General features: G+C 69.1%; 10 protein-coding genes. 5 read left to right on the plus strand and 5 right to left on the minus strand.

Annotation, left to right across the window (positions count from 1 at the left end):
• Window positions 1–3: 3 nt before the first annotated feature.
• Both tkt and GT347_RS12840 read right to left on the minus strand, forming a co-directional pair.
• The gene (tkt, locus tag GT347_RS12835; RefSeq protein ID WP_160552322.1) at window positions 4–2,055 is read right to left on the minus strand and encodes a transketolase; all 2,052 of its coding nucleotides are present in this window, start codon (window positions 2,053–2,055) and stop codon (window positions 4–6) included.
• A gap of 76 nt (window positions 2,056–2,131) precedes the next feature.
• Window positions 2,132–3,421, minus strand: coding sequence for a cytochrome-c peroxidase (locus GT347_RS12840; protein WP_160552324.1), 1,290 nt, complete (start codon window positions 3,419–3,421; stop codon window positions 2,132–2,134).
• Window positions 3,422–3,568: 147 nt separating this feature from the next.
• Between GT347_RS12840 and acpA the strand changes: the two genes are divergently transcribed.
• From acpA to GT347_RS12855, 3 genes are all read left to right on the plus strand, one after another.
• Window positions 3,569–5,716, plus strand: coding sequence for an acid phosphatase (gene acpA, locus GT347_RS12845; RefSeq protein ID WP_160552326.1), 2,148 nt, complete (start codon window positions 3,569–3,571; stop codon window positions 5,714–5,716).
• Between the two features lie 130 nt (window positions 5,717–5,846).
• The gene (locus GT347_RS12850) at window positions 5,847–6,557 is read left to right on the plus strand and encodes a nucleotidyltransferase family protein (protein WP_160555332.1); all 711 of its coding nucleotides are present in this window, start codon (window positions 5,847–5,849) and stop codon (window positions 6,555–6,557) included.
• Window positions 6,558–6,584: 27 nt separating this feature from the next.
• On the plus strand, window positions 6,585–7,979 hold the full coding sequence (locus tag GT347_RS12855; RefSeq protein WP_160552328.1) for an aminopeptidase P N-terminal domain-containing protein: 1,395 nt from the start codon (window positions 6,585–6,587) through the stop codon (window positions 7,977–7,979).
• Window positions 7,980–7,985: 6 nt separating this feature from the next.
• On the opposite strand, the gene GT347_RS12860 is transcribed toward GT347_RS12855, so the two are convergent.
• A complete protein-coding gene (locus GT347_RS12860; protein WP_160552330.1) occupies window positions 7,986–9,431 on the minus strand; it encodes a glycosyltransferase family 2 protein in 1,446 nt (481 codons plus the stop codon).
• 132 nt (window positions 9,432–9,563) lie between these two features.
• Between GT347_RS12860 and GT347_RS12865 the strand changes: the two genes are divergently transcribed.
• The gene (locus GT347_RS12865; protein ID WP_160552332.1) at window positions 9,564–10,154 is read left to right on the plus strand and encodes a cytochrome b; all 591 of its coding nucleotides are present in this window, start codon (window positions 9,564–9,566) and stop codon (window positions 10,152–10,154) included.
• Here the strand turns inward: GT347_RS12865 and GT347_RS12870 are convergent.
• Together GT347_RS12870 and GT347_RS12875 are read right to left on the minus strand one after the other, a co-directional pair.
• The gene (locus tag GT347_RS12870) at window positions 10,141–11,301 is read right to left on the minus strand and encodes an MFS transporter (RefSeq protein WP_229722862.1); all 1,161 of its coding nucleotides are present in this window, start codon (window positions 11,299–11,301) and stop codon (window positions 10,141–10,143) included. The genes GT347_RS12865 and GT347_RS12870 overlap by 14 nt on opposite strands.
• Window positions 11,302–11,380: 79 nt before the next feature.
• Window positions 11,381–13,330, minus strand: coding sequence for a bifunctional metallophosphatase/5'-nucleotidase (locus GT347_RS12875; RefSeq protein WP_229722863.1), 1,950 nt, complete (start codon window positions 13,328–13,330; stop codon window positions 11,381–11,383).
• A gap of 204 nt (window positions 13,331–13,534) precedes the next feature.
• Between GT347_RS12875 and GT347_RS12880 the strand changes: the two genes are divergently transcribed.
• Window positions 13,535–15,844: an NADP-dependent malic enzyme gene (locus GT347_RS12880; RefSeq protein ID WP_160552338.1), complete on the plus strand. Its 2,310-nt coding sequence runs from the start codon at window positions 13,535–13,537 to the stop codon at window positions 15,842–15,844.
• Window positions 15,845–16,034 lie beyond the last annotated feature (190 nt).

Raw genomic sequence — 16,034 nt, forward strand, 5'->3', positions numbered from 1 at the left:
TGTTCAGCGGGACTTTTGCGAGAGCACCTTGCGCACCGTGTCCGCCAGGTTCTCGGCGGTGAAGCCGAACAGCGGGAACAGCACATTGGCCGGCGCCGATTCGCCGTAGCGGTCCAGGCCGATGACGGCGTCGCAGCCGTATTTCCACCAGCCGTCGGTGACACCGGCTTCGATGGCCACACGCGGAATGCCGGCCGGCAGCACGGACTTCTTGTAGGCCACGTCCTGGCGGTCGAACACGGTGGTGCTGGGCACCGAGACGACCCGCACGGCGATCTTGGCGCGCGCCAGGATCTCCTGCGCCTTGATGGCCAGGTGCACTTCGGAGCCGGTGGCGACGATCACCGCCTGCGCCTTCTTCTTGATGCCGACATCCGAAGGCTCGGACAGCACATAGGCGCCGCGGCTGATGTCGCCCAGGTCGCGCTTGGGCAGGTAGGGCAGGTTCTGGCGCGAGAGCAGCAGGGCGCTGGGGCGCGTCGTGTTCTCCAGCGACACGGCCCAGGCCACGGTGGTCTCGGCGGTGTCGGCCGGGCGCCAGACGTCCAGGTTGGGGATCAGGCGCAGGCTGGCCGCATGTTCCACCGACTGGTGGGTGGGGCCGTCCTCGCCCAGGCCGATGGAATCGTGGGTGAAGACATGGATGACCCGCTGCTTCATCAGCGCGGCCATGCGGATCGCATTGCGGCTGTAGTCGCTGAAGGTCAGGAAGGTGCCGCCGTAGGGGATGTAGCCGCCGTGCAGGGCCACGCCGTTCATGATCGCGGCCATGCCGAATTCACGCACGCCGTAGTTGATGTGGCGGCCGATGACCGGCAGGCCGGCGGCCGTGTTGCCCAGCACCACGGCACCGGTCTCGTCGATGCGCAGCGGCGGGGTGCTGCTGGTGTTGGTGAGGTTGGAGCCGGTCAGGTCAGCGCTGCCGCCGAGCAGTTCGGGAAGCGCGGCCGTGAAGGCTTCCAGCGCGATCTGGCTGGCCTTGCGGCTGGCGACGGTCTCGGCCTTGGTGTGCGCGGCCACGGCGGCATCGACCGCGGTCTGCGCGAAGTGCTTGGGCAGTTCGCCCTTCATGCGGCGGGTGAATTCGGCGGCCAGGGCGGGATGGGCGGCCGTGTAGGCGTCGAAACGCTTCTGCCATTCGGCTTCGGCCTTGGCGCCGGCTTCCTTGGCGTCCCAGGCGGCCTGGATGTCGGCCGGGATGTCGAAGGGCACCGAGGTCCATTCCAGGGCGGCGCGGGTCAGTTCGATCTCGGCGGCGCCGAGCGGCTCGCCGTGCGCCTTGGCGGTGCCGGCGCGGTTGGGCGAGCCCTTGCCGATGGCCGTCTTGCAGACGATCAGCGTGGGTGCGGTGGCCGAGGTCTTGGCGCTGGTCAGCGCGGCGGCAATGGCTTCGGCATCGTGGCCGTCGACCGGGCCGATGACGTTCCAGCCGTAGGCGCGGAAACGCGCCGGGGTGTCGTCCACGAACCAGGGCGAGACCGGGCCGTCGATCGAGATGCCGTTGTCGTCGTACAGGGCGACCAGCTTGTTGAGCTTCCAGGCACTGGCCAGGGCGGCGGCCTCGTGGCTGATGCCTTCCATCAGGCAGCCGTCGCCCAGGAAGGCGTAGGTGTGGTGGTCGACGATGGCGTGGCCGTCGCGGTTGAATTCGGCGGCCATCAGCTTCTCGGCCAGCGCGAAGCCGACCGCGTTGGTGATGCCCTGGCCCAGCGGGCCGGTGGTGGTTTCCACGCCGGCGGTATAGCCGAACTCGGGATGGCCGGGCGTCTTGCTGTGCAGCTGGCGGAAGTTCTTCAGCTCGGCCACCGGCAGGTCGTAGCCCGACAGGTGCAGCACCGCGTACAGCAGCATCGAGGCATGGCCGTTGGACAGCACGAAGCGGTCGCGGTCGAACCACTGCGGGTTCGAAGGGTTGTGCTTGAGGTGGCGGGTCCAGAGCGCGGCGGCCATGTCGGCCATGCCCATGGGCGCGCCCGGGTGGCCGGAGTTGGCCTGTTGAACTGCGTCCATTGCCAGGGCGCGGATCGCGTTGGCCAGTTGCGAGGAAGAGACCATGGGAGGGGGTTCCGGCTGTTGGGAGATCGTCGAAGAGCCGGCGATTTTACCCGCCGGGCCCAGGCCGGCGCACGAATCAGGGCGGATGCCAGCCGTCGTTCAATGTTTTCAGGAAGACGACCACGTCGCGGATGTCGGCCTCGCTCCATACCGGACGCTGGCCGGGGCGGCGGCCGTCGAAGGGCGCGTCGGTGTTGAGGTTGGCGTGGTACCGGGCGGGCAGGTCGTCGAACTTGGCCGGTTTGCCGTCCTTGCCGCGCGGATAGAAGCGCCCGGGGTGGGTGTCGCGCTGCACATAGAAGCGTAAGACTTCGTCGAGCGAATGGAACACGCCGTTGTGCATGAAGACCTGGCGGGTGGCCACGTTGCGCAGCGAGGGCGTGCGGAACAGGCCGCAGTACTCGGGCCGGTCCTTCAGGTCGGTGCGCAGCGGGCCGCACAGGCCCAGGTCGAAATAGGCGGGGTCGGCATTGGCCGGGATGGCCGCATTGCGCGGCACGCCGATGGCGATCAGGCCGAAGTCGGAGAACAGCGGAAAACCGCCGTCCGGCGTGATGCGGCTGATGTGGCAGGAGGCGCAGTTGCCCTTCTTCTCGTCCTCGAACAGCGCCAGGCCGCGCGCCTCCTGCGGCGTGAATTTCGCCTGCTTCCGCAGCACCGCATCGAACTTGCTGTCGAAGGGATAGAACTCCTCCGGCGTCTCCTGGAACACCTCCAGCGCCATGCCGGCCCAGCGGAAGGCCTTGGCCTCGTCGTCGAAGATGTCCTGGCCGAAGGTGGCGCGGAACTGCCCGGCGTAGGACGCCTGGCGCAGCTTGGCGACGACGGCGGCGGGCGATGCGTTGGCCATCTCGTAGGCGGACAGCAGCGGCACCGCGGACTGGGCATGGGTGGAATCGGCGCGGCCATCCCAGGTGTGGCCGCCGGTGGGGCCGGCGTCCACGCTGTCGTCGCCGTCGTTGTCGAAATGGTGTTCGCTGAAGGCGGTGACGGTCTGCACATAACGCAGCGAGGGCACGGCACGCACGCCGGGCTGCTGGCCGTCGGGGCCGCCGAGCTGCACCGACAGCGCGTTGGGCGGACCGTATGCGTGCTGCGGACTGTGGCAGCTGGCGCAGGACATCTGGCCGGAGGCCGACAGGCCCTTGTCCGAGAACATCGCCCGGCCCACGGCGGCCATCTCGGCGGCGCTGGGCTGGCGCGCCAGGGTCAGGGCGTAGGTGGCATCGGCCGATGGCGGCTTGGCCTGCGCGACGGGTGCCGCAGGGGCGGCCGGTGCGGCCGCGGGTTCAGCCGGCCGCTGGCAGCCATGCAGCGCCAGGGCGAACAGGACGGGAAGAAGGGAAAGCAGGCGGCGGTTCGGCATGGAGCGCCGCAGGCTATGACGGTTTCATGGCAGTTGCGTGACAGCCGTTGCGGGCAACAGAACGGATACAAAAGGCCATGAATGTGTCATGTCTGCGAAGGACCATGCGCGCCGGCCCATATTCAACATCCAACAGGTCCAGAGCCCATGAACTTCCAAGCCCCTTCGCGCCTCCTGCCCATCGCGGCACTGGTCGCAGGCCTCTCCGCCTGCGGCGGCAGCAACTCGCCCACCGTCGTCAGCACCACCAGCGGCGTGGTCACCGGCAGCTACTACCAGAACGCCCTGGTCTGCCTGGACGCCAACAACAACAGCCGCTGCGACACCGGCGAGACCAGCGCCCGCACCGATGCCAACGGCGCCTTCAGCCTGACGGCCAACGGCACGGCCGCCACCGCCGTGGTCGCCGAGATCGGCACCGACGCCAAGCGCTACGACCCGGACACCAAGGCCACCACCGCCGTGACCTCGGCCCTGGTCTTCCGTGCACCGGCCCAGGCCAATGGCGTGGTCAGCGCGCTCAGCACCGAACTCGTCGCCCTGATGGACCGCGGCCAGGACTTCGCCACCGCCAAGGCCACGCTGGCTGCCCGCCTGGGCGTGTCGGCCGACCTGCTGCTGGCCAACCACAACACCATGACCGATGCCGTCGCCAAGGGCACGATCAAGGGTGAGATCGACCAGATGACCGTGCGCATCGCCGCCGCCGTGGCCGCCGCCGGCACCGGCGACCGCGTGGCCGCGCTCTCCAAGAGCCTGGCGGTGGATGCGGATCTGTCCAACGTGAAGACCGTGGTCGTGATCTACGCGGAAAACCGCGGCTTCGACAACCTCTACGGCCTCTACCCCGGAGCCAACGGCGTGCCCGGCGTGAACCCCACGTCGGACGGCGTCATCACCGCCCAGAAGGACTTCGACAACTCCACCCTGGCCACCCTGCCGCCGGTGTGGAGCGGCGTCACCGCCAGCGGCCAGACCCCCGTCATCACCCAGGCCGAGACCGTGGGCTGGGCCAACAAGCCCTTCCAGATCGACGCCGCCGCGGGCATCCAGGCCACCGGCAAGGTGGTGCCGCAGTCGGTCATCACGCGTGACCTGGTGCACCGCTTCTACAACAACCAGATGCAGATCAACGGCGGCGCCAACGACAAGTTCGCGGCCTACTCCGATGCCGGCGCCCTCTCCATGGGCTACTACGACGGCAGCAAGATGCAGATGTGGAAGCTGGCGCAGGAAGGCGTGCTGGCCGACAACTTCTTCATGGGTGCGTTCGGCGGTTCCTTCCTGAACCACCAGTACCTGATCTGCGCCTGCGCGCCGGAGTACCCGAACGCCGACACCGCCACGGCCAAGCCGACCATCTCGGCCATCGACACCGACGCCAACGGCAACTTCGTGCGCCTGACCCCGGCCAGCAACAACCCGACCAGCGTGCTCAACGGCGCGGCCACCTACAGCGCCGACGGCACCATCACGCCCAAGGACGCGGCCGGCAAGTTCTATGCGGTCAACACCATGCAGCCGCCCTACCAGCCGAGCAGCAACGCACCGGCCTCGACGGACAGCACCCGCCTGTTCGCCACCACGACCAGCGCCACCACCCTGCCGCCGCAGACCGCCGCCAACATCGGCGACCTGCTGACCGCCAAGGGCGTGAACTGGGCCTGGTACGCCGGCGCCTGGAACAGCACCCTGGCCAACGCCACCTCGGCCACGCGCACCAGCTTCGCCAGCCCGCCGAACTTCCAGTTCCACCACCAGCCCTTCAACTACTTCGCCGACCTGGACCCGAGCACCCACGCCGCCGACCGCGTGGCCCACCTGCGCGACTTCGACACCCAGTTCCTGGCCGACGCCGCCGCCGGCACCCTGCCCGCCGTCACCTTCTACAAGCCGCAGGGCAACCTGAACCAGCACGCCGGTTATGCCGACGTGGCCTCGGGCGACCAGCACATCTACGACGTGATCCAGAAGCTCAAGGCCAGCCCGCAGTGGAAGAACATGGTCGTGGTCGTCACCTATGACGAAAACGGCGGCTTCTACGACCACGCCAAGGTGCCGAAGGCCGACCGTTGGGGTCCGGGCACCCGTATCCCCGCGCTGATCGTCTCGCCGTATGCACGCAAGGGCTACGTCGACAAGACCCAGTACGACACCGCTTCCATCCTGCGCCTGATCACCCGCCGCTTCGGCCTGAGCAAGCTGCCGGGCCTGGTGCAGCGGGACAATGCGCTGATCGCCAACGGCTTCGTGCCGATGGGCGACCTGACCGCCGCCCTGGACTTCTCGCAATAACGATAAAGCGCTACGCGGGACCCCGGTCCCGACAGCCTGAGGCCCGCGACCCCGCGGGCCTTTTTTGTGCCCGGATAATGTTGGCGTGCCCTTCACGCCCGCCGACATCCCCCACCTTCAAGCCCCCGCCATGCTGCTGGCCGCCGGCCGCGGATCACGCATGCGGCCGCTCACCGACCGCTGCCCCAAACCCCTGCTGGAACTGCGCGGCAAGCCGCTGATGCAGTGGGCGCTGGAAGCCATGGCGCGTGACGGCATCGAGCGTGTGGTGGTCAACACCGGCTGGCTGGGCGAGTTGATTCCGGCGCGGCTGGGCGATGGCTCGGCGCTGGGACTGGCGCTCGAATATTCCGAGGAGACCCGCGACTTCGGCGATGCCCTGGAGACGGCCGGCGGCATCGCCCGCGCCCTGCCGCGGCTGGGCGAGGTCTTCTGGCTGGCCGCGGGCGATGTGTTCGCGCCCGACTTCGTCTTCGATCCCGCGGCAGTGGCACGTTTTACGGCCGGCGACGCCCTGGCCCATCTCTGGCTGGTGCCCAACCCGCCGCAGCATCCGCGCGGCGACTTCCACCTGGCCGAAGACGGCCGCGCCAGTTCGCCACCCGCCGACGACCCGGCCCCGCGCCTGACCTATTCCACCATCGGCCTGTTCCGCGCCGCCCTGTTCGCGCCGCCGTGGTGCGACATCCCCGCCGGCAACCCGAACGGCGTGGCTGCACCGCTGGCTCCCCTGCTGCGCGCCGCGATGGCGCAGGGCCGCATCACCGCCGAACGCTACGACGGCCGCTGGGCCGACGTGGGCACACCCGAGCGCCTGGACCAGCTCAACCGATCCGACTGAACATCCCACGAACGGAAGCCACCGCACATGACCGAAGCCTTCGACCCCTCGATCTACGCCGCCCGCCGCGCCCGCCTGGCCGCCCAGCTGGGCGCCGACGGCATCGCCATCGTGCCGACCGCGCCGGAGCGCCCGCGCAACCGCGACAGCGACTTCCTGTTCCGCCACGACAGCTACTTCTACTACCTCACCGGTTTCACCGAGCCCAACGCCTGGCTGGTGCTGGCGGGCGATGGCCGCAGCACCCTGTTCTGCCAGCCCAAGGACGTGGAACGCGAGATCTGGGACGGCCTGCGCCTGGGCCCCGACGCCGCGCCGGAAACACTCGGCGTGGACGAAGCCGTGTCGGTCGCCGAACTCGACAGCCGCCTGCCGCGCCTGCTGGAGAACCGCGACACCGTCTGGTACCCCTTCGCCACCCATGCCGGGCTGGAGACCCGCGTCGACGGCTGGCTCTCCAAGGTGCGTGCGCGAGTACGCATGGGCGCCCTGGTGCCGGAGCAGCAGCGCGACCTCTGCGGCCCGCTCGACGAGATGCGGCTCTTCAAGGACGCCTACGAGATCGACGTGATGCGCCGCGCCTGCCGGATCAGCGCCGAGGCCCATATCCGCGCCATGCAGGCCAGCGCCCGGCTGCTGCGCCAGGGCGTGGACCTGCGTGAATACCACCTGGACGCCGAGCTGCTGCACGCCTTCCGCATGGGCGGCTCGCAATACCCCGCCTACAGCTCCATCGTGGCGGCCGGCGGCAATGCCTGCGTGCTGCACTACCGCGCCGATGCCGCGCCGGTGCGCGACGGCGAGCTGGTGCTGATCGACGCCGGCTGCGAACTCGACGGCTATGCCAGCGACATCACGCGCACCTTCCCCGCCAACGGCCGCTTCAGCGGGCCGCAGCGCGCGCTCTACGACCTGGTGCTGCAGAGCCAGTACGCGGCGGTGGATGCCACGAAGCCCGGCGCGCGTTTCAACGACCCGCACGAGGCCACCGTCAAGGTGCTGGCGCAGGGCCTGCTGGACCTGGGCCTGCTCGATGCCGGCAAGGTCGGCGGCGTGGACGACGTGATCGAGAAACGCGCCTACTTCCGCTACTACATGCACCGCACCGGCCACTGGCTGGGCATGGACGTGCACGATTGCGGCAGTTATGTGGAGCCGAGCGAGGCGCACACGCTGATCGAGCGGCGCGATCCGCTGTCGGGCGAGATCGTGAAGAGCCGGCCCAGCCGCATCCTGCAGCCGGGCATGGTCACCACCATCGAGCCGGGCCTCTATGTGCGGCCGGGGGAGGATGTACCCGAGGCCTTCTGGAACATCGGCATCCGCATCGAGGACGATGCTCTGCTGACAGCTTCCGGCAACGAGCTGCTGACCCGTGGCGTGCCCGTGGACGGCGACGAAATCGAATCCTTGATGAAGTAGCCCCGGTTACTCCCCCAGCTGCGCATTGCGCTGCTGCCGCCCCCAGCCGCCGCGCCCGGTCAGGAACATCACCCAGCCCAGCGCAGCGCCGGTATGGCGCAGCAGCTGGAAGGTGAAGGGCTCGGCCAGCGCCGCCAGCAGTCCGCGCGCGAAATCCACCCGCTGGCCGCCGCCGGCCCAGCGCCGGTACAGGTGGATGGACCAGAGGTGGAACACCAGGTCGATCGCCAGCTTGATGCCGATCACCGCGCCGGCGGCCGCCAGCAGGCTGATGCGGCCGCTGGCCAGGTCCCAGACCAGCAGGCCGAAGGCGGTGAGGCCGAACAGGGGCTGCAGGGTGTCGATGGCCTTGACCGGCAGCATCAACGTGCCCATCCAGCCGTAGCGCCGGTCGCCCACCATCTCGCGGTAGCGCAGCTGGGTCTGCAGGAAACCGCCGAACCAGCGGCGGCGCTGGCGCAGGAAGGCGCCCAGGCTGGCCGGCGCATCGGTGCGGGCGCGGGCATCGCCCAGCACCCGCACACGCCAGTCCAGGCCCTTGTGCACGGCGTGCCGGCGCATGCGGTGGGTGAGTTCGTAGTCCTCGACCAGGCTGGCCGCATCGAAGCCGCCCACCTCGATCAGCTCGGCGCGGCGGTAGGCGGCGAAGGCGCCGGAGACCAGCAGCAGGCTGTCCATCCGCATCCAGGCGAAACGCGAGAGGAAGTTGCGCAGGTACTCATAGGTCTGGAACCACTGGAACAGCCGGCCCTGCCAGCCGGCGCGGCAGACGGGGGTGATGACGCCGGTGGCGATCATCAATTCAGGCTCGGCCGCGAAGGCCCGGCGCACGGCGGCGATGGCGCCGGGCTCCAGCAGGGTGTCGCCATCGACGGTGAGCACGATGTCGCAGTCGGCCAGCGGCAGCGCGGCGTTCAGCGCGACGGCCTTGCCGCCGTGGGGCAGCGGCAGCCAGCGCAGCGAGGGATGCAGGCTGCCCGCGCCGCTGCTGCGGCCCGGCTGCGTGGACGGCACGCCGTAGCGGCAGGTGAGCAGCGCGGCGGTGGCGTCGGTGGAGCCGTCGTCCACCACCACGATGCGCTCGGGCGGGTCGGTCTGGCCCAGCAGCGCGGACAGGGTCACCGGCAGCACCGCCGCCTCGTTGTGCGCCGCCACCAGCACCGCCACCGTGGCCGTGCCGCGCGGGGCCGGCAGGGCGGCGGGTTCGCGCGGCGGCAGGCGCAGCATCCAGGTCTGCGTGGCGACGAAGACCAGCAGCAGTGTGTCGTAGCTCACATAGGCCACGCCCACCGACCAGGCCAGCACGCCGCCGTGCGAGAAGGCCATGGCGAACAGCGCCACCCACACCAGCAGCACCGCGCCGTGGATGGCGAGGCTGCGCCAGGGCGTGGGACCGAAACCGGCGGCGGGCTGGGCGCGGGCACGCGCGAGACGGAGCGGATCGTCGGGCATGGAGGGGGGAGGGTTGGTGCTGCGGAACAACCGGTGCGCGCCCCCGGCCACCGGGCGCCATCGCAGCGATCTGAGAGCTTACGCGGCAAAAGGTTCGGCGGATTCCGCGGTCAGCCACTACAGTGCGGTCCCATGTCCCCGGCACCCTCCTCCACCCTCTTGCAGGCCGGCTACACCCGGCCCGCCATCGTGCTGCACTGGCTGATCGCGGCGGCCATGGTGGCCAACGTGGCCATCATCCTGTCGGTCGAGCACCTGCCCGACGACTGGGTGCGGCCCGCCGTCGACACCCACAAGTCGTTCGGCATCACCGTGCTGGGGCTGGCGCTGCTGCGGCTGCTCTGGCGCATCGGCCATAGGCCGCCCGCGCTGCCCGGCGCCTGCGCCCGTTGGGAGGTGGTGGCCGCGCACATCGTGCATGTGCTGCTCTACCTGGTGATGTTCTGGATGCCGCTGTCGGGCTGGCTGCACGACTCGGCCTGGAACGAGGCGGCCACGCATCCGATGAAACTCTTCGGCACCATCGGCTGGCCGCGGGTGGGTTTCATCGAGAACCTGGCGCCGGATGTGAAGGAGCCGCTGCACACCCTTTTCGGCCAGCTGCACACCTGGGGCGCCTATGTGCTCTACGGACTGCTGTTCCTGCACATCGCCGGCGCCCTCAAGCACCAGTTCTTCGACCGCGAGGCGGTGCTGCGCCGCATGTGGTTCAAGCGCGCCTGAGGGCCAGCCCTTCCGACATCGCCCAGCGCAGCAGCGCCAGCACGCAGACCGCCGCGCCGACGATGCAGACGCCGTCCCATTCGGCCGCCGAATAGGCCCAGGCGCCCAGCGCCGAACCCGCCGCGCCGCCCAGGAAATACGAGGACATGTAGCAGGTGGTCAGCCGGCTGCGCGCCGCTGGGTCCAGCGCATAGATCGCGCTCTGGTTGGAGATGTGGGTGCCCTGCACGCCCAAATCCAGCAGCAGGATGCCGCCGACCAGCGCGATCTGCGAATGCCCGCCCAGCCACAGCAGGCCCCAGCCCAGCACCCCCAGCAGGATGAAGCCGCCGGTGGCCTGGCGGTTGTAGCCGGCATCGGACAGCCGCCCCGCCGCCTGCGCGCACAGCGCGCCCGCCGCCCCGATCAGCCCGAAGAGCCCGATGGCGGCCTCGCCGTAGCCGTACTCCTTCTTGAGCAGGAAGGCCAGCGTGGTCCACAGCGCCGCGAAGGCCGCGAAATTGAGCCCGCCGATCAGCGCCCTGCGCCGCAGCACCGGCTGCTGCCCGAACAGGCGCGCCACCGAGCCCAGCAGCGCCGCATAGCTGCCGGTGGACGTCGGCGCGATGGCCGGCAGCAGCCGCCAGCACAGCAGCGCGAAGACCGCCATCAGGCCCGAGGCCAGCAGGTACACCGCGCGCCAGCCGGCGCCGTCGGCGATCAGGCCGGCGAAGGTGCGCGCCAGCAGGATGCCCAGCAGCAGCCCGCTCATCACCAGGCTCACCGTGCGGCCGCGCCGCTCGGGCGTGGCCAGGTGCGCGGCCAGCGGCACCAGGATCTGCGCCGTGACGCTGGTGAACCCCACGCAGACCGAGGCCGCCAGCAGCAGCGAGAAACCCGGCGCCAGCCCCATGCCCAGCAGCCCCGCCGAGGTCAGCGCCGCCGTGCCGGTGATGAGCTTGCGCCGCTCCAGCCGGTCGCCCAGCGGCACCAGGAAAACCAGGCCGCAGATGTAGCCGATCTGCGAGCAGGTCACCAGCAGGCCGGCATGGCCGATGCTGACGTGGAAGACCTGCACGAAGAGCGCCAGCAGCGGCTGCGCGTAGTAGTTGCTGGCGACGGAGAGGCCGCTGCCGACCGCCATCAGGGCGGTCAGCGCGGGGGTCATGCGGGGGGCGGCGGTGGATGTCATCGCCCCGGACGATAGCCGCTGCGCCGCTTTCCTGCCGGCGCGGCGGCTGGCCGGGTCAGGGCTGCACGTAGGACTTGGTGCTGTAGAAGCCGTCGGCCAGCTTGTTGAGGATGGGCAGTCCGCTGGTGCCGTCCTTGGCCTGTTTGTCGATGTAGGTCTGGAACACATCGGCGTCGAGCACGCCGATGTCCAGGCGGCGAGCGGCGGGAACGTCGCGCAGGGTGGTGTAGCCGTCGCCGCCGGTGGCGTTGAAGCTCAGCACGAAGAGCTTGTAGGTCTTGCTCAGGTCCAGCGCACCCCAGCTGCCGGTGGTGGCGGAGGTGGCGGTATAGACCTCCAGGTTGCTGGCGCGCGAACCCTTGGCCTTGGTCGCATCGACGTCGTAGCGCAGGCCGCCGGTGTACGGGTAGGGACCGCTGGTGCCGCCAGGGCCGTAGACCGCTTCCAGGCCGTCCTCGATCATGGCCTTGGCCTCCGCGCCGGTGACATCCAGCCGGTTGAGCATGTTGCCGAAGGGCAGCACCTCGATCACATTGGCCGCGGTGACGGTGCCTTGCAAGGGCACACGCACGCCGCCGCCGCTCTGCAGCGAGATGTCGGCACCGCCGTAGTTGGCCCGGGCTACTTCCAGGTAGGCCTGGGCGACCAGCTGCTGGATGTCGCCGCCGCGGCGGCTCACCTCGCCCAGCGCGTTGCAGCTGGCGCTGGAGCGGCCGTAGTCGGTGCTGGCCGAGTTGCCGGGCACGCGGCGCGAGCACAGCTCCGTGGGCACGCTCGCGACCGTCGTGCGGCTGAAGGCCGCGATCTTGTCCTTGAAAGGCTGCAGCACGGTGGCGGCGGTGGCGTTGGGCGTGGCCACGGTGAGGAAGCCGCTCTTGGCGATGTCCGACAGGATGGCGGCCTTCTGCGTGGCGGTCGCAGCCGTGCCGCCCACGGTGAAGCTGTCGCCGATCAACACGTGCGGAGTGCCGCTGCAGCTGGTGACGTCGCCCTTGGCGTCGAAGGACACCTTGAGCTCGCCGACCACCTGGCTGTACTCCCAGGCATGCACCAGGCAGACCTGCTTGCCGTCCTTGTCGGTCAGCTTGGTGGGATAGGCGCCGGCGGGCGAGCCCACGCCGTAGGTGCTCAGGCTGTCGGGGCCGAGCAGGGTGTGCGAGTCGCCGCCCACCACAACATCGACGCCGCTGAGCTTGGCGATGACGGTCTTGTCGTAGTCGTAGCCGATGTGGCTCATCAGGATGATCTTGTTGACGCCCTTGGCACGCAGCGCATCGATCTCGCGCTGGGCGGCGGTGGCTTCGTCATCGAAGGTGGTGCCGGCGTCGGGGCTGGACGAGGCCTTGGTCTTGCCGGCGATGGTCAGGCCGATCAGGCCGATGTTCTGGCCGCCGCGCTGCACGACGATGGACTTGTTGACGGTGCCGGTGGCGTTGGCGGTGGCCAGCGCCGAGGTGGCCGCGAAATTGACGTTGGCGCTGAGAACCGGGGTCTTGCACGCTCCCTTGTGCAGCAGGTCGATGAAGCCCTTCAGGCCGCTGTCGCCCTTGTCGAACTCGTGGTTACCGAGCGTGAACGCGTCGAAGCAGACCGTGTTCATCATGGCCGCATCGGCCTCGCCGTCGGCGCCGGCGCGGTTGAAGTACAGGGTGCCGGTGAGCGCGTCGCCCGCATGCAGCTTGAGCACGTTGGCCGACTGCGCGGCCAGGGTCTGCATCGCGGCGGTCACGCGCGGGAAGCCGGCTGCGTCGGCCACGACGGCCACGGGGGCGGCACCGGTGGTGGCCTGCAGCTGCAAGGTCTTGCTCTTGCTGTCGAGGTTGGAATGGTGGTCGTCGATGTGCAGGATGGTCAGCTCCAGCGGCTGCGCGGTCGGCACTGTCTGCGAGACGTCGTTGCTGGAGCCGGCCGGGGTGCCGGGTGCGACGATGCTGTTGCCGCCACCGCCGCAAGCGGCGAGCGAGATCGAGAAAGCGGCCGCCCAGGCGGTGGTTCGTAAAGACACTGTCACTAGAATTCCTTTGCTTGTAACAAGAGGAAATGCTGGCCGTAAACCATGAAACGCGAATGACACCGGGCGCGCGGGCCGGCTGCGGTAGTGCTTACAACGGGCCGACCTACAATCGTCTTTCATTCGCGTGAGCGGCAGTCACCAGCCGCCGACCCGGTTGGTCGATTCCAGCCGCGCATCAGGAAAGACGGATCCCGCATGGCCACTACGCCCCCGACCAACATCGAAGAACGCCGCGCCGAACTGCGCCGTGCCGCGCTCGACTATCACGAGTTCCCCAAGCCGGGCAAGATCGCCATCGCCGCGACCAAGCAGCTGGTCAACCAGCGCGACCTGGCCCTGGCCTACTCGCCCGGCGTGGCCGCGCCCTGCGAGGAAATCGTCAAGGATCCGAACAACGCGTTCAAGTACACCGCCCGCGGCAACCTGGTGGCCGTCATCTCCAACGGCACCGCGGTGCTGGGCCTGGGCGACATCGGCCCGCTGGCCTCCAAGCCGGTGATGGAGGGCAAGGGCGTGCTCTTCAAGAAGTTCGCAGGCGTCGATGTGTTCGACATCGAGATCGACCAGAAGGACCCGGTCAAGCTCGTCGAGGTGATCGCCGCGCTGGAGCCCACCTTCGGCGCGATCAACCTGGAAGACATCAAGGCGCCCGACTGCTTCTACGTGGAGCGCGAGCTGCGCAAGCGCATGAAGATCCCGGTCTTCCACGACGACCAGCACGGCACCGCGATCACCGTGGCCGCCGCCATGCTCAACGGCCTGAAGGTGGTGGGCAAGGACATCGGCGTAGTCAAGCTGGTGGCCTCTGGCGCCGGTGCCGCTTCGCTGGCCTGCCTGACGCTGTTGCTGAAGGTCGGCCTGAAGCGCGAGAACGTGTTCGTGACCGACCTCGCGGGCGTGGTCTACGAAGGCCGCACCGAGCTGATGGACGAGGACAAGATCCTCTGGGCCCAGAAGACCGAACTGCGCACGCTCGGCGAAGTGATCGACGGCGCGGACGTGTTCCTGGGCCTTTCCGCTGGCGGCGTACTCAAGCCCGCCATGGTGGCCAAGATGGCGGCCAACCCGGTGATCTTCGCGCTGGCCAACCCCAACCCCGAGATCAACCCCGACGACGCCCACGCGGTGCGCGGCGATGTGGTGATGGCCACCGGACGCAGCGACTATCCGAACCAGGTCAACAACGTCCTGTGTTTCCCCTACATCTTCCGCGGCGCGCTGGATGCGGGCGCGACCACCATCACCGACGAGATGGAGATCGCCGCGGTGCATGCCATCGCCGAGCTGGCCCAGGCCGAGCAGAGCGAAGTCGTGGCCGCCGCCTACGTGGGCGAGCCGCTGGCCTTCGGCAAGGATTACCTGATCCCCAAGCCCTTCGATCCGCGCCTGATGATCAAGATCGCGCCGGCCGTGGCCCAGGCCGCCGCCGACAGCGGCGTGGCCCTGCGCCCGATCCAGGACATGGACGCCTACCGCGACACGCTGCAGAGCTTCGTCTACGCCTCGGGCACGACGATGAAGCCGATCTTCCAGGCGGCCAAGGCCGCCACGAAAAAGCGCGTGGCCTATGCCGAGGGCGAGGAAGAACGCATCCTGCGCGCCGCGCAGATCGTGGTGGACGAGAACATCGCCCGCCCGACGCTGATCGGCCGGCCGGCCATCATCGCCCGCCGCATCGAGCAGTTCGGCCTGCGCCTGGCCGAGGGCCGCGACTACGACGTGGTCAACGTCGAGCATGACGAGCGCTACCGCGACTTCTGGCAGACCTACCACCGCATGACCGAACGCAAGGGCGTGACGGTGCAGATCGCCAAGATCGAGATGCGCCGGCGCCTGTCGCTGATCGGCTCGATGCTGCTGCACAAGGAGCAGGTCGACGGCATGATCTGCGGCACCTGGGGCGGCACCCACATGCACCTGCAGTACATCGACCAGGTGATCGGCAAGCGGCCGGGCGCCAACGTCTATGCCTGCATGAACGGCCTGCTGCTGCCCGAGCGCCAGGTCTTCCTGGTCGACACCCACGTCAACTACGACCCCACCGCCGAACAGCTGGCCGAGATCACCGTGATGGCCGCGGAAGAGATGCTGCGTTTCGGCTTCAAGCCCAAGGCCGCCCTGCTCTCGCACAGCAACTTCGGCAGCAGCAACGAGCCCAGCGCGGTGAAGATGCGCCGCACGCTGGACCTGCTGCGCCTGCAGGCGCCCTGGCTGGAAGTCGACGGCGAGATGCACGGCGACGTGGCGCTCGACGGCGCGCAGCGCATGCAGGTCATGCCGCACAGCGCGCTGACCGGCGACGCCAACCTGCTGGTGCTGCCCAATATCGACGCGGCCAACATCTCCTACAACCTGCTGAAGACGGCCGCCGGCGGCAACATCGCCATCGGCCCGGTGCTGCTGGGCGCGGCCAAGCCGCTGCACATCCTGACGGCGAGCGCCACCGTGCGCCGCATCGTCAACATGACGGCTCTGACCGTCGCCGACGCCAACGCCGTGCGTTGAGCTCACGCTTACCAGGCCTTACCAGGTGAGCGCACGCTCACCGTAGGCGAGGCCTGGATCGGCCGCATGACCGCTGGTGCGTCGGTCCATACTTGCGCGGGCGAGCGCTTTCGGTCACACTAGCGGATTGAAATTTTGGGGGTTAACCCGGTATTTATCGCCTGTTTCGGGGATGAAAACCGGTCGATCA

This window comes from Xylophilus rhododendri, assembly GCF_009906855.1.
Classification (GTDB): Bacteria; Pseudomonadota; Gammaproteobacteria; order Burkholderiales; family Burkholderiaceae_C; genus Xylophilus; species Xylophilus rhododendri.

Bases quoted from the DNA above. Each gene is read 5' to 3' on its own strand.
- tkt (WP_160552322.1), bottom strand. From the start codon at position 2,055: ATGGTCTCTTCCTCGCAACTGGCCAACGCGATCCGCGCCCTGGCAATG.
- GT347_RS12840 (WP_160552324.1), bottom strand. From the start codon at position 3,421: ATGCCGAACCGCCGCCTGCTTTCCCTTCTTCCCGTCCTGTTCGCCCTG.
- acpA (WP_160552326.1), top strand. From the start codon at position 3,569: ATGAACTTCCAAGCCCCTTCGCGCCTCCTGCCCATCGCGGCACTGGTC.
- GT347_RS12850 (WP_160555332.1), top strand. From the start codon at position 5,847: ATGCTGCTGGCCGCCGGCCGCGGATCACGCATGCGGCCGCTCACCGAC.
- GT347_RS12855 (WP_160552328.1), top strand. From the start codon at position 6,585: ATGACCGAAGCCTTCGACCCCTCGATCTACGCCGCCCGCCGCGCCCGC.
- GT347_RS12860 (WP_160552330.1), bottom strand. From the start codon at position 9,431: ATGCCCGACGATCCGCTCCGTCTCGCGCGTGCCCGCGCCCAGCCCGCC.
- GT347_RS12865 (WP_160552332.1), top strand. From the start codon at position 9,564: ATGTCCCCGGCACCCTCCTCCACCCTCTTGCAGGCCGGCTACACCCGG.
- GT347_RS12870 (WP_229722862.1), bottom strand. From the start codon at position 11,301: ATGACCCCCGCGCTGACCGCCCTGATGGCGGTCGGCAGCGGCCTCTCC.
- GT347_RS12880 (WP_160552338.1), top strand. From the start codon at position 13,535: ATGGCCACTACGCCCCCGACCAACATCGAAGAACGCCGCGCCGAACTG.